The 19670-nt window shown below is 72.2% G+C and carries 15 protein-coding genes and 1 pseudogene; 13 read left to right on the forward strand and 3 right to left on the reverse strand.

Annotation, left to right across the window (positions count from 1 at the left end):
- Positions 1-136: 136 nt before the first annotated feature.
- Positions 137-1240: an alcohol dehydrogenase catalytic domain-containing protein gene (locus tag XM48_RS07230; protein ID WP_046455125.1), complete on the forward strand. Its 1104-nt coding sequence runs from the start codon at positions 137-139 to the stop codon at positions 1238-1240.
- Between the two features lie 41 nt (positions 1241-1281).
- Positions 1282-2709 carry an APC family permease gene (locus tag XM48_RS07235; protein ID WP_046455126.1) on the forward strand — a complete coding sequence of 476 codons (1428 nt, stop codon included), beginning with the start codon at positions 1282-1284 and terminating at the stop codon, positions 2707-2709.
- A gap of 1 nt (position 2710) precedes the next feature.
- Here XM48_RS07235 and XM48_RS07240 read toward each other — a convergent pair whose 3' ends face one another.
- From XM48_RS07240 to XM48_RS07250, 3 genes are read right to left on the reverse strand one after another with little or no spacing between them, the layout of a single operon-like run.
- Positions 2711-3376: a MurR/RpiR family transcriptional regulator gene (locus XM48_RS07240; protein ID WP_046455127.1), complete on the reverse strand. Its 666-nt coding sequence runs from the start codon at positions 3374-3376 to the stop codon at positions 2711-2713.
- Entirely contained in the window at positions 3360-4826 is a 1467-nt protein-coding gene (locus XM48_RS07245; protein ID WP_052961354.1) for a serine hydrolase, read from the reverse strand. The genes XM48_RS07240 and XM48_RS07245 overlap by 17 nt, the downstream gene beginning before the upstream one ends.
- Positions 4819-6153 (reverse strand): M20/M25/M40 family metallo-hydrolase, encoded by a 1335-nt coding sequence (locus tag XM48_RS07250; RefSeq protein WP_046455128.1) that lies wholly within the window; start codon positions 6151-6153, stop codon positions 4819-4821. Before XM48_RS07250 ends, XM48_RS07245 begins: the two co-directional genes overlap by 8 nt.
- Positions 6154-6416: 263 nt before the next feature.
- Between XM48_RS07250 and XM48_RS07255 the strand changes: the two genes are divergently transcribed.
- The 11 genes and pseudogenes from XM48_RS07255 to XM48_RS07305 form a co-directional block, all read left to right on the forward strand.
- On the forward strand, positions 6417-8264 hold the full coding sequence (locus XM48_RS07255) for an ABC transporter substrate-binding protein (RefSeq protein WP_084821050.1): 1848 nt from the start codon (positions 6417-6419) through the stop codon (positions 8262-8264).
- Between the two features lie 4 nt (positions 8265-8268).
- Positions 8269-9330, forward strand: coding sequence for an ABC transporter permease (locus XM48_RS07260; protein WP_046455129.1), 1062 nt, complete (start codon positions 8269-8271; stop codon positions 9328-9330).
- Positions 9327-10244, forward strand: a complete 918-nt coding sequence (locus XM48_RS07265) for an ABC transporter permease (RefSeq protein ID WP_046455130.1) — start codon at positions 9327-9329, stop codon at positions 10242-10244. The genes XM48_RS07260 and XM48_RS07265 overlap by 4 nt, the downstream gene beginning before the upstream one ends.
- Positions 10244-12049 (forward strand): ABC transporter ATP-binding protein, encoded by a 1806-nt coding sequence (gene nikE, locus XM48_RS07270; protein ID WP_084821054.1) that lies wholly within the window; start codon positions 10244-10246, stop codon positions 12047-12049. Before XM48_RS07265 ends, nikE begins: the two co-directional genes overlap by 1 nt.
- Complete coding sequence (locus XM48_RS07275; protein WP_046455131.1) at positions 12036-12971, forward strand: LD-carboxypeptidase; 936 nt, start codon at positions 12036-12038, stop codon at positions 12969-12971. Before nikE ends, XM48_RS07275 begins: the two co-directional genes overlap by 14 nt.
- The gene (locus XM48_RS07280) at positions 12964-14142 is read left to right on the forward strand and encodes a serine hydrolase (RefSeq protein WP_197074167.1); all 1179 of its coding nucleotides are present in this window, start codon (positions 12964-12966) and stop codon (positions 14140-14142) included. The genes XM48_RS07275 and XM48_RS07280 overlap by 8 nt, the downstream gene beginning before the upstream one ends.
- Before the next feature lie 55 nt (positions 14143-14197).
- Positions 14198-15466, forward strand: coding sequence for an FAD-binding oxidoreductase (locus XM48_RS07285; RefSeq protein WP_046455132.1), 1269 nt, complete (start codon positions 14198-14200; stop codon positions 15464-15466).
- Between the two features lie 178 nt (positions 15467-15644).
- Positions 15645-17078 carry a diaminopimelate decarboxylase gene (gene lysA / locus XM48_RS07290; protein ID WP_046455133.1) on the forward strand — a complete coding sequence of 478 codons (1434 nt, stop codon included), beginning with the start codon at positions 15645-15647 and terminating at the stop codon, positions 17076-17078.
- On the forward strand, positions 17075-18382 hold the full coding sequence (locus tag XM48_RS07295; RefSeq protein ID WP_046455134.1) for a homoserine dehydrogenase: 1308 nt from the start codon (positions 17075-17077) through the stop codon (positions 18380-18382). Before lysA ends, XM48_RS07295 begins: the two co-directional genes overlap by 4 nt.
- Positions 18382-19332, forward strand: coding sequence for a homoserine kinase (gene thrB, locus XM48_RS07300; RefSeq protein ID WP_046455135.1), 951 nt, complete (start codon positions 18382-18384; stop codon positions 19330-19332). The genes XM48_RS07295 and thrB overlap by 1 nt, the downstream gene beginning before the upstream one ends.
- A gap of 154 nt (positions 19333-19486) precedes the next feature.
- A pseudogene (locus XM48_RS07305) lies at positions 19487-19670 on the forward strand (acetyl-CoA carboxylase biotin carboxyl carrier protein subunit); the annotation flags it as partial.

The raw sequence follows: 19670 nt of genomic DNA on the forward strand, positions 1-19670 counted from the left end.
ATCTGCCGGGCCCCTTCCGCCCTTCGGTGCAGTGACACGGATCCCAATCCCTCCGTAGCATCTCCTCAGTCGCCCGACCGGCCCAGGCCGCGACGGCGAGACCGACCCAGTGCAGCCGCCGACGAAGGAGTGCAAGATGCAGGCCGTGGTGTTCCGAGATACCGATACCCGCGTGGAAGTGGTCGATGCCGACCTGGCCGCGCCGAAGGCGGGGGAGGTGCGCGTGAAGATCGCCGCAGCGGGCGTGTGCCACTCCGACCTGCACGTGAAGCGCGGCGAGTGGGACGCCCCCGCTCCCATGGTGATGGGGCACGAGGGCTCCGGCGTCGTGACCGAGCTCGGCGAGGGCGTCACCTCGCTCGCGGTCGGCGACCACGTGGTGCTCAGCTGGGTGCCGCCGTGCGGCGAGTGCCGCTACTGCCTGCAGGGCCACGAGGCGCGCTGCCAGAAGGTCGTCGAGGTCAACAACGCGCACGGTTCGCTGTTCGACGGGACCTCGCGCCTGAGCAACGCCGAGACCGGCGAGCCGCTGCACCACTACCTGAGCGTGTCCTCGTTCGCCGAGGAGGTCGTGGTCCCCGTCTCGGGCGCGATCAAGGTGCGCGACGACGCACCGCTCGACGTCATCGCCGTGGTCGGCTGCGCCGTGGCCACGGGCGTCGGCGCCGTGCTCAACACGGCCGCCGTCGAGCCGGGATCCACGGTCGCCGTGATCGGCTGCGGCGGCGTCGGCCTCAACGTGGTCCAGGGCGCGAAGCTCGCCGGGGCCGAGCGCATCATCGCGATCGACGTCGTGCCCGAGAAGACCGCCATGGCGCTGCAGTTCGGCGCGACCGACCGCATCGACGCCTCGCAGCGCGACGCCGTCGAGCAGCTCTTCGAGCTCGTGCCCGACGGCGTCGACTACGCGTTCGACGCGATCGGCCGCACCTCCACCACGGAGCAGTCGATCCGCATGCTCGGTCTCGGCGGCGCCGCCGTGATCGTCGGCCTGCCGCCGACCGGCGCAAAGGCGTCGTTCGAGCCGCTCGTGCTCGCCGAGGCGGATCAGCGGATCCTCGGTTCGAACTACGGATCGGTGCGCCCTTCGATCGACATCCCCGCGCTGGTCGACCGCTACATGGACGGGCAGCTGAAGCTCGATCCGCTCATCTCGGGCCGACGCCCGCTCGCCGAGGCCGCCGAGGCGCTCGACGATCTGGAGGCCGGCGGCGTGCTGCGCACCCTGCTGATCCCCTGAGCCCCGCGCCACCGAAGCCACTCGAAGGAGAGTCCACCACCATGTCCACCACCACCTCCCAGCAGCCGGTCGACGCCGGCCTGCGCCACGGAGTGATGTCGGGGCCCGAGCTCGCCGCTCAGGCCATCGCCAACATCGCACCGAGCGCGGTCATCGCGTTCACCGCGGCCTCGATCTTCATCGGGGCCGGCAACGGCACGATGCTGTCGTTCCTGCTCGCCACCATCGTGATCGTCTGCGTCGGCTACTGCGTTGCGGTATTCGCGAAGAAGAACGCCTCGGCGGGATCCCTGTACACCTACGTCGCGAAGGGCCTCGGCCCGACCGGCGCCTACACCGCGGGCGTCGCGCTCATCATCGGCTGCTGGGGCATCGCGGCCGGCTCGCTCGGCGGCGCCGTGTCCTACATGTCCGACCTGCTCCGCCTGCTGGGCGTCCCCGCCTCGGGCGTCGTCTGGCTCGTGGCGCTCGCGATCGTGATCGGCGGTCTCGCCACCTTCTTCACCATCCGCGGCATCCGCATCTCGGCGCGCGTCTCGCTCGTGCTCGAGCTCGTGTCGGTCGCGATCATCCTGATCCTGCTCATCACGGCGCTCGTCGTGCTCGGCCCCGACGCCTGGGATCCCGCCCAGTTCAGCTTCGAGGGCGTTCCCTTCCAGGGCGTGGCGGCAGGCATGGTGCTCGGCATCCTCGGTTTCGTCGGGTTCTCCTCGGCCGATGCGCTGGGCCGCGAGGCGAAGAACCCCTATACCGCGATCCCGCGCGCGATCATGTGGAGCGCCGTCGTGGTCGGCGTGCTCTACGTGTTCGCCGCCTACACGCAGATCGCCGTGCTCGGCGACGACCTCGCGACCGCGGCGAGCCCGCTGCAGGCGATCTCCGAGAAGATCGGGATGCCCGGCTGGTTCACCCCGCTGCTCACCTTCGGCGTCGCCGCATCGTTCTTCGCCGTGGTCGTCGCCCCGCTCAACGTGGTCGGCCGCATCGTCTACGTGATGGGCAAGGAGGGCGTGGTACCGGAGCGCTTCGGTCGCACCCATGACACGCACCTCACCCCGCACCGGGTTCTGCTGATCGCGGGCCCCGCGGCGATCGTGCTCGACGTGATCCTGCTGGCCTGCGGCGTGCAGCCGATGGACATCACCGTGTGGGTCGACACCTACGGCACCTACGGGTACATGGTCGCGTACGCGCTCGTCGCGATCGCCTGCGTCGCCTACGTGCGCCGCGAGCGGATGCGCAGCGCGCTCGTCACCCTGTGTGCGGCGATCGCCGTGATCGCCATGGTCTACGTGTTCCTCGCGAACGTGTTCCCCGTACCGGCGTTCCCGCTCAACGTGATCCCGTACATCTTCCTGGTGACGATGATCGCGGCACTCGCATGGTTCCTCCGCCTGCGGAAGCGGGACCCGCAGGTGCTCGACCGCATCGGCAACACCGAGACCGACATGCTGGAGGGCGTGGGCTGAGTCAGACCACGCTGCCGCCGAGGCGCGGATCCGCGACCCGTCCGTCCCAGCGCTGCTCGGGGGCGTACAGGTCGAGGACCGCGCCGAGGCGTTCCCGCTCCTGGGCGCGCCGCGCGGCTCCCTTGGAGCTCGCGGCCGCCAGGTCGACGAGCAGACGGATCGCGAGCAGGATCCCCGACGAGGTGTCGCCGAGCTCGCGGTCCTCGGTGTCGACGACCACCTGCTCGGCGGCGAAAGCGCTGAGCGGCGAGTCGGAGCTGTCCGTCAGCAGCACCACGGTGCCGCCGGCGGCGACGTACTGCCGCGCGATCTCGACCGTGTCCCGTCGGTAGGGGCGCGTGCACACCGCGATGAGCGCGTCTCCCGTGCGCACATCGGAGAGCAGGTCGAGCGCTTCCAGGCTGGGAGGAGCCGCCAGCATCACCTGGCTGAAGCTCGCGCCGAGCGCGCTCGCGAGCGTCGCCGCGTAGCCCTGCGAGGCGCCCCGGCCGAGCACGAAGCGCCGACGACTGCCCGCGACGAGCGCGGAGGCCCGCTCGAACGAGGGGTCGGATTCGAACGCCTCGACCGCGCTCTCGAGCGCCGCGCGTTCCGCCTGCAGGATCCGCGACTTCAGTGCGGAGGACCGGCGCCTGGGCTGCGGTGCGTGCTCAGCGGGCTTCGGCATGGTCCTCCTCACGGCCCGCGGGCCTCGCATCGAATCGCTGGATCAGCGGCGGATCCGTCGGTGTCAGTTCCAGCGCGAAGTCGCACTGCCGATCGCGCCCGATCATACGCCAGCGGGCGCTCGCCGCGGTCGGGTAGCGGATCCCCTCGGGGGCGAGGCGCGCCCCGGGGCCGAGCTCGTCGCGCACCCGGAGGAGCGCGGCGCGGCGTTCGGCGATCGGCAGATCGAGGGCGACGCACGGGGCGAAGGCATCCCGCTCCGCGCTCGACCAGCGCGCGTCGTCGTCGGGCCGTTCGGCGAGGGCCCGAGTCAGCGCCACGGCGGCCTCGGTCTCGGCCCACGGACGCACGCTCGGCTCGGGGCACTGCGCAGCCAAGCGCGAGAAGGCCTCGCCGGTCGGTTCCCAGGCTCCCGAGTAGCCGCCGTTCTCGAGGCCGCACACGATGACCTCGCGATCGAGCCCCCAGCGCAGGTGCGCCGAGAATCCGGGGTACCCGCCGGAGTGCGAGACGACCCGGCCGAGTTCGGGCACCAGCTCGACGAACAGGCCGTAGCCGTAGCCGACGACGGCAGCGGACGGGGCGGACGGCTCGGGCGGGAGCGTCCGGTGCAGCTGCTGCATCTCGCGGCGGCTCGCGGCGGCGAGAACGCGATCGTCGTCGGGGCGCGAGAACGCGCTCGCCAGCCAAGCGGCCCAGTCGAGCAGATCGGCGGTCGACGCGAAGATCCCGCCGATGGCCGAGAATGCGCCCGGCCCGGTCAGCGGCTGCGCCTCCCACCCGGCCGCCCGTCGCGCATGACCGGTCGCGAGCGGCCTGCCGGTCGGCGCGGTGAAGCGCACGCCGGTGAGCCCCAGCGGGTCGAGGATCTCGGCTTCGACCTGTTGCGGCAGCGGGCGTCCGTCGAGGTGCTCGAGGATTCGGCCGAGCATCGCCCACCCGAGGTTCGCGTACTCGAAGCCGGTTCCCGGTTCGCGCACGAGCCGGATCCCTGCCGCGAGCAGCGCATCGAAATCTGCGGCGGTCATGGACTCGAGGCGGTCCGCCCAGGCGTCGTCGGTGGGGAGTCCCGCCGACATGGTGAGCAGCATGCGCGGAGTGATCCGCGCGCCCGATCCGGCCGGACGGAACACCGCAGCGGGCAGGAGATCGGCGACCGGGCGATCGAGATCGAGCGCGCCGGCGTCGCGCAGCTGCAGCGCACGAGCCGCGGTGAACGACTTGGTGACCGAAGCGATGCGGAACACCGTGCCGGCGTCGGGAGGGATCCCGTCGCCGCGGTCGCCGGACGCGGCGAACGCGTCCCGGCCGCCGATGCGGGCCGAGAGCGCGATTGCCGGCGTCGAGCCGGAGCGGACCCGGGATGCCGCAAGATCGGCGAGCAGCGCGTCCGCATCCGTCCCGGTCGCACGCGCCTCGGCCGAGGGCCGGGTCAGCAGGGAATCAGACACGGGTCAGGAACTCCTCGAGGATCCGCTGGCCGCCATCGATGGACGCGACGGGCGTGCGCTCGTCGGCGCCGTGCGTGCCCGCGGGCCTGCGCCCCTCGGGATCCGCCGTGAGCGGGGCGAAGCCGTAACCGGCGATGCCGAGCGCGGCGAACGCCTTCGCGTCGGTCCCGCCGCCCATGCAGACGGGAGGCACGACGGCGTCCGGATCGTGGGCGATGATCGCGTCGCGCATCGCATCGAACCAGGGCGACGGATGCGGGGCGCTGACGGGGGACTGCCGGTCGACGAACTCCCAGGCGATGCCGTCGCCGATGAGTCCGCGCAGCGTCTCGACGGCTTCGTCCTCGGTGCCGGGAAGGCACCGCACGTCGACCAGGGCCTCGGCGTTGCCGGGGATCACGTTCACGGTCATGCCGGCGTTCATGACCGTCGTGGTCGCGGTGCAGCGGATCGTCGCAGCCGCGACCTCGCCCGCGGGGCCCAGGCGGTCGATCGCGGCGAGCACGCCGGCCTCGGTATCGAGCTCGGGCTCGTTGCCGAGCGCTCGATCGATCGTTTCGATGTAGCCGCGCACGGTGTCGGTGAGCCGGAGCGGCCACTCGTGGGTGTTGATGCGGTGGCACGCGGCGATCAGGCGCTCGAGCGCGTGCCCGGGGTGGGGGCGTGATGCGTGCCCGGGATCGCCGCTCGCCCGCAGCCGCAGGTGCAGGGTGCCGCGCTCACCGGTCGCGATGGGGTAGCAGCGCACGGTGCGACCGTCCGCGGCGACGAGCTCCGTCGCATCGCCGCCGGACTCGCCGATCGCGAACTGCACACCGGCGAACAGTTCGGGCCGGTTCCGGACGAGCCAGAGCGCGCCGTGCTCGCCGCCCGATTCCTCGTCGGCGACGAACAGCACCACGATGTCGCGCCGCGGGCGGGTGCCGGTCTTCGCCCAGCTCAGCAGCGTGGCGAGGGTCATCGCGACCATGTCCTTCATGTCGGTCGCCCCGCGGCCCCACACGTAGCCGTCGGAGATGCGGCCGGCGAAGGCGGGCACGGTCCACTGCGAGGGTTCGACGGGCACCACGTCGGTGTGGGCGTGCACGAGCACCGCGGGGAGCGTGGGATCGGTGCCCGGCACGCGGAGCACCACCGAGGCCCGGGCGGGTGACGGCCCGACCAGCTGCGGCGCGTAGCCCGCCCGTTCGAGCGCGCCCACGAGCCAGGCGGCGAGGTCGGCTTCGCCCGCGCTGCGGCCCTCGCCGTAGTTGGAGGTGTCGAAACGGATCAATCGGGCGCACAGCTCGGCGGCGCTCATCTTCGAGGCGGTTTCCGGTCTGGACATCTTGCTCCTGCTCTGGCTCACGGAGGCCCGGCCTCCATTGTTTCCGACGCGGGGCGATCCGCGCACCTGGCGCAGCGCAATCCGTGCCGAAAATGCATCTTGCGATTCCTATCATTCACGGATAGCTTGACGGTGGCAAGTGCGAAACGTGCAGAGTTTCGGCTTGATCATGCGGATCAATGAGGATCTGATCTCGTTCGAACCGCAGCACATCCGATGCCAATTCTCACATTTGAGAAACGTAAACACGAAGGAGTGGTTCGATGCGGGCACAACGGGAGCAGAAGGTGCGGCCCATGGTCGCCTGGCGGCGGCGCGCGCTCGCCCTGACGGGAGCCTGCGCGCTTGCCCTCGGAGGAGCGGCCGCCGGTGCGGCTGCCGCCCCGGCCGGGGCGGCAGCGAAGCCCCCGGTCATCCGAGTCGCGCTGCTGGGCGACGTCGACACCCTCAACCCGTTCCTCTCGGTGCTCTGGACGAGCCTCGAGATCATGCGGCTGCAGTACGAGCCGCTCGTCGAGTGGAGCGCCGACGACAACACCGAGTCGCCCGGCATGGCCGAGAAATGGGAATCGAGCGCCGACGCCACCGAGTGGACCTTCCACCTGCCGAAGGACGGGAAGTGGTCGGACGGGCAGCCGATCGTCGCGGACGACGTCGTCTGGACCGTGCAGGCGATCCAGAAGAACAACGCCCTGAAGATGGCGAACGGGTCGCTCGTCGAGAACATCGCGTCGGTCGAGGCGCCCGATACGACGACGGTGGTCATACGCATGCGGTCGCCGCAGGCGGCGAACCCCGGAACCGACCTGCCGATCGTGCCGAAGCACGTCTGGTCGAAGATCTCCGATCCCGCCGGCTTCGCGAACGATACGGACGTCGTCGGTTCGGGCCCCTACACGGTCTCGGTGTCGTCGAAGACCAACGGGGTCGAGATGATCCCGAACCCGCACTACCGCCGCGGCGAAGCGAAGTCGGGCGGCGTCGCCTGGGTGCCGTACAAGAACTCTGACGCCGCGGTGCAGGCGCTCAAGACCGGCGAGATCGACATGATGAGCGATCTCACCGTCGCCCAGTTCGACGCCCTCAAGGGAGCCTCCGGCATCACCACGGTCTCGGGAGCCGGCCGGGGCTATTCCTCGATCGCGATCAACCCCGGTGCGAAGGACATCGACGGCAAACCGCTCGGCGACGGCAACCCGGTGCTGCACGATCCCGTGGTCCGCCAGGCCATCGTGCGGGGGATCGACAACGAGACGCTGCGCAAGAAGGTGTTCCAGGGGCACGGGGCTCCGGGCACGGGCGAGGTGCCCCCGATCTATCCGAAGTACCACTGGGACGTGGCGCCCGAGAAGCTGCCGCTGGCCTTCGACCAGGCCGAGGCCAACCGCATGCTCGACGAGGCGGGCTATCGGAAGGGCACCGACGGCATCCGGCTCGACAAGACCGGCAAGCCGATCAAGCTCCGGCTGATGGGGGACGCGTCGAGCGCGAGCCACCAGCAGGTCGCCGACTTCCTGAAGCCCTGGATGAAGGACCTCGGGATCGACATCACGACCACGATGCTGTCGGCCGCGCAGGTCAACGACGAGTCGGTGATGGGGCGCTACGACCTGTACTTCACCGGCTGGACGATGGGGCCGGACCCCGACTTCATGATGTCGCTCAACACCTGCAAATCGCGACCGAACGCCGACGGGTCGGGTGCGACGAGCGAGTCGAACTGGTGCTCGCCCGAGTTCGACGCGCTCTACGCGAAGCAGCACTCGGAGCTCGACCCCGCGAAGCGCGCCGCGATGGTGATCGAGCTGCAGCAGATGATCCACGGGGCCGCGGTCAACAACGTCATGTACTACGGCGACGCGTTCCAGGCCTACCGCTCCGACCGCTTCACCGATATCCAGAAGCAGCCGGCGAAGACCGGCGTGATCCTGGCGCAGAACGGCCCGTGGGGCCTGTACTCGGCGACGCCGGTGTCGGCCGAATCCGGAGGCGGTGCCGGTTCCGGCGGCGGGGCCGTCTGGTGGATCGTCGGCGGAGCCGTCGTCGTGCTCGCAGCGGGCGGATTCCTCGTGCTGCGTCGGCGCTCCGCGGCCTCGGACGATCGGGAGTAGGACCATGACCGACGTCGTCCTGACCGGCGGGGCCCGCACGGGCCCCGCCGGGGAACCCGCGTCCGCACCGGACACCGACGAGCCGCACCGAGGCGGCAGCTGGCTGCGCTTCGCCGCGACGAAGGCCGGGGGAGCCCTGGTCTCGCTCGTCATGGTCGTGGTGCTCGGCTTCTTCGCGTTCCGGATCCTGCCCGGCGACCCCGTGCGCTCCCTGGCCCGGGGCCGTCGGGTGAGCCCCGAGCAGCTCGACGCGATGCGCATCGAGATGGGACTCGACCAGCCGCTCATGGCGCAGTTCTGGCGGTACCTGACCGACCTCTTCCGCGGCGACCTCGGGTACTCGTACACCTACAACCAGCCCGTCTCGGAGCTCATCGGCGAGCGCCTGCTGCCGACGCTGCTGCTCACCGGTACCGCGTTCGCGATCTCGGTGCTGCTCGGGCTGTGGCTCGGGCAGCGAGCCGCCTGGCGGCGCGGATCCCTCTTCGACCGCGCGCAGACGGGCACCGCGCTGACCCTCTGGTCGGTGCCCACCTTCTGGCTCGGGCTCCTGCTGCTGCTCGTCTTCGCGGGCACGCTGCACTGGTTCCCGACGGGCGGCATGGTCTCGGTCGGATCCGGCGCGACGGGCCTCGCGCTCGTGCTCGACGTCGCGCACCACCTGGTGCTGCCCGTGCTCACGCTCGCAGCGGTGATCTACGCGCAGTACCTGCTGGTGATGCGCGCCTCGCTGCTCGAGGAGATGACCTCCGACTACCTCGTGACCGCCCGGGCCAAGGGCCTCAACGAGGACGGGGTGCGCCGGCGCCACGCAGTGCCGAACGCGCTGCTGCCGACCGTGACCCTCATCTTCCTCGCGCTCGGCGGGCTGATCGGCGGCGCGGTGACGGTCGAGGCCGTCTACTCGTGGCCCGGCCTCGGCTACCTCACCTTCCAGGCGCTCCGCGCGCCCGACTTCCCCGTTCTGCAGGGCACCTTCGTGGTCTTCTCCGCGATCGTCATCCTGATGAACTTCATCGCCGACCTGCTGTACCGGTCGCTCGACCCGAGGCTGCGCACCGCATGACCGCATCACCACGGCTCTCCACGCCGCTCACCGCCCGCGGCGTCGCCGCATCCCGCAGGCGCGCCCGCGCCGCCGAGGTCTGGCGCGAATTCCGCGCCCAGCGCTCCGGCCTGTTCGGGCTCGCCGTCCTCGTCGTCGTGATCGCGTTCGCGCTCGCGGCCCCGCTGCTGTTCCCCGCGGAGACGCTCGACGTCACCCGGATCTCGAATGCGCCGAACCAACCGCCCACGTGGGCGCTGCCGCTCGGCACCGACCCGCTCGGCCGCAGCGTGCTCGCCCTGCTCGTCTGGGGCGCTCGCGCCTCGCTCCTCGTCGGCTTCGCTGCGACCCTCGTCTCGATGGTCATCGGCACGGCGATGGGCATGGCCGCCGGGCACTTCGGCGGCGCGACTCAGGCGGTCCTCATGCGCGTGATCGACTTCTTCCTGGTCGTGCCCTCGCTCGTGCTCGCGATCGTGCTGTCGAGCGTGCTCGGGCCGGGCGTCGTCACGATCATCGTCGCGATCGGCGTCACCTCGTGGGCGGCCACCTCCCGGCTCGTGCGCGCGCAGACCCTCACCGTCGAGTCGCGCGGATACATCGAGCGGGCCTGGGCGCTCGGCGCCGGCGACGGGCACGTGCTGCGCCGCCACGTGCTGCCCGCCGTTCTGCCGCTCGTGCTCGCGAACACGACCCTCACGGTCGGTTCGGCGATCATCTCGGAGTCGACGCTGTCGTTCCTCGGGCTCGGCGATCCCAGCACGATCTCGTGGGGCTCCATGCTCAAGCTCTCGCTCGACACCGGCGCCGCGACCGGCGGCTACTGGTGGTACGTGCTGCCCCCCGGCATCGCGATCGCCGTCGTGGTGCTCGCCTTCACCCTGGTGGGCCGCGCCTTCGAGTCCGTGATCAATCCCACCCTGCGAGGTCGATGATGCCCCAGCTCGTTTTCGAAGACGTCCGGATCAGCTACACGACGCACGACGACCGCGGCGGCCGCGGCACGGTGGAGGCCGTGCGCGGCGTAAGCCTCGCGCTCGAGCCCGGATCCACCGTCGGCCTCGCCGGCGAGTCCGGCTGCGGCAAGTCGACGCTCGCCATGAGCGTGCTGCGCCTGCTGCCGGCCAACGCCCGCATCGAGGGCCGCATCCTGATCGGCGACGAGTCCGTCGCCGACATGCGCTGGGGCCGAATGCGCGCGGTGCGCTGGACGGAGGCGGCGATCGTGTTCCAGGGGGCGATGCACTCGCTCAACCCGGTGCAGCGCGTCGGCGACCAGATCGGCGAGGCGCTGCGGCTGCACGCGAGCGGCGACCGCGCCGCGTACCGAGACGCCGATCGCCGGCGCGCCCGCGTCGCCGAGCTGCTCGGCCAGGTGGACCTCTCGGCGGCGAAGGCCGCCGCGTACCCGCACGAGCTCTCGGGCGGGCAGAAGCAGCGCGTCATGATCGCGATGGCGCTCGCCTGCGAACCCGAGATCATCATCGCCGACGAGCCCACGACTGCGCTCGACGTGATCGTGCAGGATCAGATCCTGCAACTGCTGCGCCGCATGGTGCGCGAGCGCGGGCTCTCGCTCCTCATGATCAGCCACGACCTCTCGGTGCTCGCATCGACCTGCGAACGCATCGCGGTGATGCAGCACGGCGAGATCGTCGAGGAGGGGCCCTCGGCCGAGGTGATGGCGAATCCCCGGCACCCGCACACCCGGGCGCTCGCCGCCGCGTTCCCCACCATCGGCGACTGGTCGTCGCGGCTCTCGCTGCCCGGTTTCACCGCGCCGGATGCGCCCGGGCCCGGCGGTCCCGGATCGCGTCCCCGGCCGGAGCCCGGCGGCGCCTCGGCGACACCGACCCGGGTGCTGCCGCTCGAGGACGCCGTGATCGCGGCCCGCGGGCTGAACGTGGTGTTCGGCCGTGGCGCGCGGGCGCACACGGCCGTGCGCGACGTCGACCTCACCTGCCGCCCGGGCGAGATCATCGCGCTCGTCGGCCAATCGGGTTCGGGCAAGACCACGCTCGCCCGCACCGTGCTCGGACTGCAGCAGCCCAGTTCGGGCGAGCTGCTCTACCGCGGCGATCCGTTGCCCACCCGGCGCCGCGACCTGAAGGAGTACCGCAGACGGGTGCAGTTCGTGCTGCAGGATCCGTCGGCAGCGCTGAACCCCAAGCAGACGGTCTACGAAGCGGTCGCGGAGGGGCCCCGGTTGCACCGCCTGCCCGGAGACGAGCGGGAGCTCGTCCTCCGCGCGCTGGCGGACGCGGAGCTCACCCCTCCCGAGCGGTACTTCGAAGCGATCCCGCAGGAGCTCTCGGGCGGCCAGCGGCAGCGCGTCGTGATCGCGGGCGCCCTCGCGCTCGGACCGGAGTTCCTCGTCGCCGACGAACCGGTCGCGAGCCTCGACGCCTCGGTGCGGGCGGGGGTGCTCGCGCTCATGCTCCGACTGCGCTGCGAGCTGGGACTCGGCGCGCTCGTGATCACGCACGACCTCGGCCTGGCCTGGAACATCGCCGACCGCGTCGCGGTCATGTACCGCGGCGAGATCGTCGAGCACGGCACCGTCGAACAGGTGCTGCTCGACCCGCAGCACGAGTACACGCGTCGACTGCTCTCGGTAGTGCCGTCCCGGCAGCTGCGCGAGACCGAGGGTGCCGGCCCGGACCGGGCCGGCACCGAGCAGACCGACAGCGAACCCACCGACACCGAACGACCGAAGGAGACCGCACGTGCCGACCGCTGAGACCGCCGTACCGCTCGAACCGCTGCGCCCGGGCGACCGGGTCGGGCTCGTCTCGCCCTCGAGCGCGGTGCCCAAGCGCCGCCTGCGCGAGGCCGTGGCCCTGCTCGAGAGCTGGGGGCTCGTGCCCGTGATCGGCGAGCACGCCCTCGACAAGCACCCGCGCGCGGGCAGCTATCTCGCGGGCGAGGACCGCGACCGGGCCGAGGACCTGCGCCGCGCGTGGACCGACGACTCGCTCTCCGCGGTGTTCTGCATGCGCGGCGGGTACGGTGCCGCGCGCGTGCTCGACCTGCTCGATCCCGAAGAGCTGCGCGCGGCGCGGCCCAAGCTGCTGATCGGGTCCTCCGACATCACCGCGCTGCACGAGTACTGGGAGCACGAGATCGGCACGCCGACCCTCTTCGCTCCGATGCTCGGCACCGGCGACCTGATGGACGATCCCGGCAACGTCGCCGCGCTGAAGCGGGCGCTGTTCACCCCGACCCGGGGCCGCGTGCTGACCGCTCCGGGCGCGGATCCGATCGTTCCGGGCACCGTCGAGGGGCGGCTCGCGGGCGGCAACCTCAGCCTGCTCGTCATGACCGCGGGCGCGCATCCGGTCGACCGGGTGCGCGCCGACGGACGGATCGTGCTGCTCGAGGACGTGACCGAGGACCCCTACCGGATCGACGGATTCCTGCTCACGCTCCTGCGCTCCGGGTACTTCGCGGGCGCGCGCGGCATCGCGCTCGGCACCTGGGTGAAGTGCGGGCCGCTGCCCGAGATCCGCGCGATCGCGGAGGAGATGCTCGCGCCGCTCGGGATCCCGCTGCTCTGGGGACTGCCGTTCGGACACGGCTTCGGCGTGGACTGCGTACCGCTCGGTCTGCGGGGACGACTCGTCGCCGAGGGAGCGAACCCGAGGATCGACGTTGTTGAGTGAGCGGCCGGATTCCGGCGTGCACGGTCCCTACTCCGACGGGGTGCCGGTGCTGAGCTGGTGCGGTATCGGGGCCGACGGCGAGGTGTTCGGGCGCGGTGCGGACCGCCGCTTCGACGGCGGAGCCCTCGGGAGACCGGGCGAGACGCTCACCGCGCGTGCTCTGGCCGCGAGCCTCGGAGACGGGGCGGAACCGGGCACGGGGGGCGACGGCGGGGTGCGCTGCCACGCATCCCGCGCCGTCGCCGACGGGCAGGAGGTCCGGCTGGCGGTGATCGCCCGTGCGTTCTCGGCCGCGGACGCCGCCGAGGCCGCGGCCGCGATCTCGGCGGTGCTGTTCGGCGGTTCCGCGCCTGCGGAGCGGGGCGAACCGGCGGTCACCTTCCGCGCGCTGGACGCCGACGGCGGGATCCTCGCCGAGCGCGGTCCCGGGCTCGTCCGCTACGCGGCGAGCACGATCAAGCTCGGCGTCGCCGTGGCCGCGCTGCTCGCGGTGGATCGCGGCGTGCTGGATCTCTCCGAGACCGTCGTGAGCCGGCACCGGTTCCCGAGCGCGATCCCCGGAGCGGGGGACTTCGGCTTCACCCCCGACGAGGTCGATGCCGGGTTCCCCGCGGACGGCGCTCCGGTCACCCTGGGCGAGTGCCTCGCCCGCATGATCGAGGTCTCATCGAACGAGGGCACCAACCTGCTGGTCCGGCGACTCGGGCTCCCCGCGGTGGCCGAGGCGTTCGCCGTGACCGGTGCCCGCACCGCCCGCATGACCCGGCTCATCGGCGACTACGCGGCTCGCGATGCGGGCGAGACCCACGAGGCGAGCGCGGCGGACCTCGCCGCCGTGATGCGGACGATCGTCGCCGGCGATGCGCTGTCGGCGGAATCCGCCGGCCTCCTCGCGGCGCACCTCGCGCGGCAGCGCTTCCCCGTCATCGCCGACGGACTGGACGAGAGCGACGACTGGGGATCGAAGAGCGGCTGGGTGACCGGCATCCGGCACGACGTCGCCTGGTTCCGGCACCGCGGACAGCAGCGCCCGAGCGTGCTCGCCGTCTGCACCGCCGGTCTCGAGACCTCGGCCGCGCTCGAGACCATCCGCGCGGTCGGATCCGCGGTGGAGCACCGGATCCTGCGCGAATCGCGGGCCGCCGGAGCACTGCTCGGCACCGGCCGCTGATCCGGGCGCCGCCCGCAGACACGACATCGCACACGAAACGGAGAAGACGAGAACCATGCAGCAGATCCAGCACGCGGTGGTGGTCGGCGGGGGCCTGATCGGCCTCTGCGCGGCGCACGCCCTGCTCCGCGACGGGCATCGGGTGACCATCGTCGAACGCGACCATCTGGGAGCCGGCGCGGCGACGGGCAACGCGGGGGAGCTGACCCCGCAGCAGGTCGCGCCCCTGGCGTCGCCGAACACCGCCCGGGATGTCGTCGCCGGAGTCCTGACCCGGTCCTCCTACCTGTCGATCGCGATCCCCAGGCTGCCCGCGCTCGCGGGGTTCGGGCTGGGATTCCTCCGCGCATCCGGGCGGAAGCGCGCGGAGCGGGGCGCCGAGGCGCTCGCGCAGTTCTCGCGGGCGATCCTGCCGTCGCTGCACCGTTTCGGCGCGGACGGCGTCGACCTCTCGGGCGGCGGCAGCGGATACCTCATGACCTGCGCGGACGGTGACGAACTGATCGCGGCGCACGAGAAGTACCGCGCCCGCGCCGCGCGGGGCTGGGGCGTCGCACCCGGTCCGATCCTGCGGGGCGAAGCGCTGCGCGCGCAGGAGCCGGCTCTCGCGCCCGGGACCGAGGCGGGGTTCCTGCTGCCCGAGGAGTTCTCGCTCGATCCGGTGACCTTCGTGGCGAGCCTCGCCGAACACGTGATCGCGGCCGGCGCCGAGGTCCGGCTCGGGCTCGAGGCCCGACGGCTCGGCGACGGCGCCGAGGTCGTCTGCATCGACCGGGACGGCGCGGAGATCCGGGTTTCGGGCGACCGGGTCGTGATCGCGGCGGGCGCCTGGACCACGCCGATCCTGCGCCGATCCGGGATCCGCTCGGCGGGCATCGTCTCGGGCAAGGGCTACAGCTACACCGTGCCGGTCGAACGGATGCCCGCGACCCTCGTGCACTCGATCGATCGGCACTGCGTCGCGATCCCCATGCACGACCGGCTCCGGATCGTCGGCATGATGGAGTTCGACGGGCATCCGGAACGGCTGCACCGGGACCGCCTGGAAGTGCTCACGCGAGCCGCGCGCGGCCTCATCGCGGGCGCCGACTGGGAGCATCGGACCGACGAGTGGGTCGGGGCGAGACCCATGACCGCCGACGGGATGCCGCTGCTCGGCATCGTCCCCGGGCGCCCCGAGACCATCGTGGCCGCCGGGCACAACATGCATGGACTCTCGCTCGGCCCGGTCACGGGGGAGGTCGTCGCCGACCTCGTCGCCGGACGCGAGCCGACCGCGGACGGCGCGCCCCTCGACCTCGCGCCGTTCACCGTTCGGCGCTGACCGCGTCACATGCCGCCACACCCCGGCACGGCCCGCTAGGCTGGACGAGTTCGTTCTGAGAGATGCTCTCCGTTCGCACGGCTTCAGGGGCCAATCCGGGTCCGCTCGCCACCACCAGAAGACGCTGGTGAGCGAGCGCCGACGAGCACCATCCAGATCCACCCCCCAGGAGCGAACGATGACCGATGCGATGCGATCGGACGACCTGAACGCCATCGACCAGCGCGTGTTCCCGCCCGCCGCGCGGCGCGGCAGCGAGTGCGGCCAGCTCAAGCTCGGCGGCATCCGCGCCACCGAACTCGTCGAGCGCTTCGGCTCGCCGCTCTACGTGGTCGACGAGGACGCCGCCCGCGCCCGGGCGCGCGAGATCCGCGGGGCGCTGCAGCGCGAGTTCGCCCGGGTCGGCACCGAGGCCACCGTCTACTACGCGGGCAAGGCGTTCCTCTGCGTCGAGGTCGCCCGCTGGATGAGCGAAGAGGGCCTCAACATCGACGTCGCCAGCGGCGGCGAGCTCGCCGTTGCGCTCGCGGCCGGAGTCGATCCCGCGCGCATCGGGTTCCACGGCAACAACAAGTCGGAGCGCGAGATCGCCCGCGCGGTCGCGGCCGGCGTCGGCACGCTGATCCTCGATTCGGTGCAGGAGATCGCGCGGGTCGCCGCCGCAGCGACCGAGGCCGGGATCCGGCAGCGGGTCCGCCTGCGCGTCAACAGCGGCGTGCACGCCTCCACCCACGACTTCCTCGCGACCTCCCACGAGGACCAGAAGTTCGGGCTGCCGCTCGATCGCGCGGTCGAGGTCGTCGGCCTCATCGCGGCGGAGCCCGCCCTCGACTTCGCCGGGCTGCACTGCCACATCGGATCCCAGATCTTCGCCACCGACGGGTTCCGCGAGTCGGCCCGCCGCCTCGTCGGCGTCTACGGTGCGCTGGCCGAGGTGCTCGGCACCCCCGTGCCCGAGCTGAACCTCGGGGGCGGCTTCGGCATCGCCTACACCCCGGCCCAGGCCGAGGAGGAGCCCGAGGTCGCGGCGATCGCGCGCGAGCTCGCCGACATCGTCGCCGCGAGCTGCGCCGAGGCGGGGATCCCGATCCCCAGGGTCGCGTTCGAGCCCGGGCGCAGCGTGATCGGTCAGGCCGGCGTGACGCTCTACACGGTCGGCACGACCAAGCCCGTCTCTCTGCGCGGCAGCGACGCCGACGCGGATCCGGCCGACCTCGGGCACGCCGAGCGCCTCTACGTCAGCGTCGACGGCGGCATGAGCGACAACGCGAGGCCCGCGCTCTACGGCGCCGACTACCACGTGCGCCTCGCCAACCGGCGGAGCGAGGCCGAGGCCGCGCTCGTGCGCGTCGTCGGCAAGCACTGCGAGTCCGGCGACATCGTCGTGCAGCGCGACCTGCTGCCGGGCGACGTGGCCCCGGGCGATCTGCTCGCGGTCGCCGCGACCGGCGCCTACTGCTGGTCGCTGTCGAGCAACTACAACTACGTGCCCAGACCCCCCGTGGTCGCGGTGCGCGAAGGCGATGCCCGCATGATCGTGCGCGGCGAGACGGAGGACGAGCTGCTCGCGCGAAGCGTGTTCGAGCCGCTCCCGAACGGAGGAAGCAAGTGAACGGATACCGCGATCTCCGCGTCGCACTGCTGGGCTGCGGCTCGGTGGGGGCGCAGGTGGCCAGGCTGATCCTCGAGCAGGGCGACGAGCTCGCCGCTCGGGTCGGCGCGCGCCTGCAGCTCGCCGGCATCGCCGTGCGCAGCCTCGACGCCAAGCGCGACGTCGAGCTGCCGCAGGAGCTCTTCACCACCGACGCGGAGCAGCTCGTGCTCGGCGCCGACGTGGTGGTCGAGCTCATGGGCGGCGTCGAGCCCGCGCGCACCCTGATCCTGCAGGCCCTCGAGGCCGGCGCCGACGTGGTCACGGCCAACAAGGCGCTCATCGCGGCGCACGGCCCCGAGCTGGCGGACGCCGCCGAGCAGGTCGGCGCGCAGCTCTCCTACGAGGCCGCCGTCGCCGGCGCGATCCCGATCATCCGCCCGCTGCGCGAGAGCCTCGCCGGCGATCACATCACGCGGGTCCTCGGCATCGTCAACGGATCCACGAACTACATCCTCGACCGCATGGATCGCTTCGGCGACAGCGCCGAGGACGCGATGCGCGTCGCGAGCGAGCTCGGCTACCTCGAGGCCGACCCGACCCTCGACGTCGAGGGCTACGACGCCGCGCAGAAGGCGACCATCCTCGCGAGCATCGCGTTCCACACCGAGGTGCCGGTCGACGCCGTGCACCGCGAGGGCATCACGGGCATCACCTCCGAGCAGATCCAGGCCGCCCGAAACGCCGGCGCCGTCATCAAGCTCCTCGCGATCGCCGAGCGGGTCACCGCGACCGACGGGACCCAGGGCGTCTCGGCCCGGGTCTACCCGGCGCTGATCGACCGCGATCACCCCCTCGCGGCCGTGCACGGCGGCAAGAACGCCGTGTTCGTCGAGGCCGAGGCCGCGGGCGAGCTCATGTTCTACGGCGCGGGCGCCGGCGGCGTCGAGACCGCGTCCGCCGTGCTCGGCGACCTCGTCTCGGCCGCGCGCCGGCACGTGGTCGGCGGCCCCGGCATCCCGGGATCGGCGCACGCCGATCTGCCGATCCTGCCCGTCGGCGAGGTGCGCACGCGCTACCAGGTCATGCTCGACGTGCGCGACGAGCCCGGCGTGCTCGCGGCGATCGCCGGGATCCTCGCCGATCACGGCGTCTCGGCGGCGAGCGTCGAGCAGTCCGTGCCCGAGGACGCCGCGGGCACGGCTACCCTGGTCATCGGCACGCACACGGCGCGCGAGGCGGATCTCGCGGCGACCGTCGACGCGCTCCGCGACAGCGACGTGGTGACGGCCGTGACCAGCGTGCTCCGACTCGAGGGAAACTGATGACCGCAGCTGCACCGCGCGCCGTCCGCGTGCGCGTCCCCGCCACGAGCGCCAATCTCGGCCCCGGCTTCGACACGCTCGGGCTCGCACTGGCGCACGGCGACGAGCTGACCGCGACGACCCGCCCCGACGGAGCGATCCGCGTCGCCGTCTCCGGTGTGGGGGAGGGCGAGGTCCCGACCGACGCCAGCAACCTGGTCGCGCGCTCGGCCGCCCATGTTTACTCGCGCCTCGGGCGCGAACTGCCCGGGCTCGACATCGTCGCGCACAACCGGATCCCGCACGGGCGCGGCATGGGCTCGTCGGGCTCGGCGATCGTCGCCGGCGTCATGATCGCGGCGGGGCTCCTCGCGAGCGACCCCGAGTCGCCGCTCGACCTGAGCGAGGACGAGCTGCTCGCCTTCGCGACCGAGCTCGAGGGGCATCCCGACAACGTCGCGCCCGCGCTCTTCGGCGGCCTGACCATCGCGTGGACCACCGACGAGGGCCCGCGGTTCAAGCGACTGCTCGTGCACCGGGGCGTCGCTCCGCTGGTGCTCGTGCCGAGCTTCACCATGTCGACGGAGCTCGCGCGCAGCCTGCAGCCGAAGGAGGTGCCCTACGCCGACGCCGTGTTCAACGTGTCGCGTTCGGCGCTGCTCGTCGCGGCGCTCACGCAGAGCCCCGAACTGCTCTTCGCCGCCACCGAGGATCGGCTGCACCAGGACTACCGCGGCGAGGCCATGCCGCAGACCCGCGACCTGATCCGCGCCCTGCGTGCGGCGGGGCACGCGGCGGTCGTCTCGGGCGCCGGCCCCTCGATCCTCGTACTCTCGCCCGGTCCCGCCGAGCGCCTCGCGGCGGCCGAGCTCGCCGCCGAGCACGGGCCCGAGTGGCAGCGGTTGCTCCTGGCCGTCGATATCAAGGGTGCTACAGTGGAGGAGATCCCGGCGGTTCCAGCGGCGGCATAGCCACGCAGAACTACGAGGTTCGCATCGCGAACCGAGGATCGTTTTCCCCACCGAGACCACGGTCCGGTGTCCTTGAAGCACACTCGTGCGCATTTCGCGGGAGGAACTGGGTTCGCCCAGCGGCCCCCGCATCACGTTCCCGAAAGGAAAACCCGTGGAGCAGAACTCCGAAGAGACCACGGCTGCGCCCGCAGCCGACGCCGCGCCCGCTGAGGCGACGGCACCCGCACGTCGCCGCACCTCGCGGCGTGTGAGTGCAGCGGCCGGTGCCCCGGCCGAGGCGCCCGTCGAGGCGGCTCCGGCCGCCGAGGCCGCCCCCGCCGAGGAGGCGCCGAAGA

This window comes from Leucobacter sp. Ag1, from assembly GCF_000980875.1.
GTDB classification, from domain to species: domain Bacteria; phylum Actinomycetota; class Actinomycetes; order Actinomycetales; family Microbacteriaceae; genus Leucobacter; species Leucobacter iarius.

What these genes read in the sequence shown, in the direction of transcription:
- XM48_RS07230 (WP_046455125.1), top strand. Translation starts at nt 137, where the DNA reads ATGCAGGCCGTGGTGTTCCGAGATACCGATACCCGCGTGGAAGTGGTC.
- XM48_RS07235 (WP_046455126.1), top strand. Translation starts at nt 1,282, where the DNA reads ATGTCCACCACCACCTCCCAGCAGCCGGTCGACGCCGGCCTGCGCCAC.
- XM48_RS07240 (WP_046455127.1), bottom strand. Translation starts at nt 3,376, where the DNA reads ATGCCGAAGCCCGCTGAGCACGCACCGCAGCCCAGGCGCCGGTCCTCC.
- XM48_RS07250 (WP_046455128.1), bottom strand. Translation starts at nt 6,153, where the DNA reads ATGTCCAGACCGGAAACCGCCTCGAAGATGAGCGCCGCCGAGCTGTGC.
- XM48_RS07255 (WP_084821050.1), top strand. Translation starts at nt 6,417, where the DNA reads ATGCGGGCACAACGGGAGCAGAAGGTGCGGCCCATGGTCGCCTGGCGG.
- XM48_RS07260 (WP_046455129.1), top strand. Translation starts at nt 8,269, where the DNA reads ATGACCGACGTCGTCCTGACCGGCGGGGCCCGCACGGGCCCCGCCGGG.
- XM48_RS07265 (WP_046455130.1), top strand. Translation starts at nt 9,327, where the DNA reads ATGACCGCATCACCACGGCTCTCCACGCCGCTCACCGCCCGCGGCGTC.
- nikE (WP_084821054.1), top strand. Translation starts at nt 10,244, where the DNA reads ATGCCCCAGCTCGTTTTCGAAGACGTCCGGATCAGCTACACGACGCAC.
- XM48_RS07285 (WP_046455132.1), top strand. Translation starts at nt 14,198, where the DNA reads ATGCAGCAGATCCAGCACGCGGTGGTGGTCGGCGGGGGCCTGATCGGC.
- lysA (WP_046455133.1), top strand. Translation starts at nt 15,645, where the DNA reads ATGACCGATGCGATGCGATCGGACGACCTGAACGCCATCGACCAGCGC.
- thrB (WP_046455135.1), top strand. Translation starts at nt 18,382, where the DNA reads ATGACCGCAGCTGCACCGCGCGCCGTCCGCGTGCGCGTCCCCGCCACG.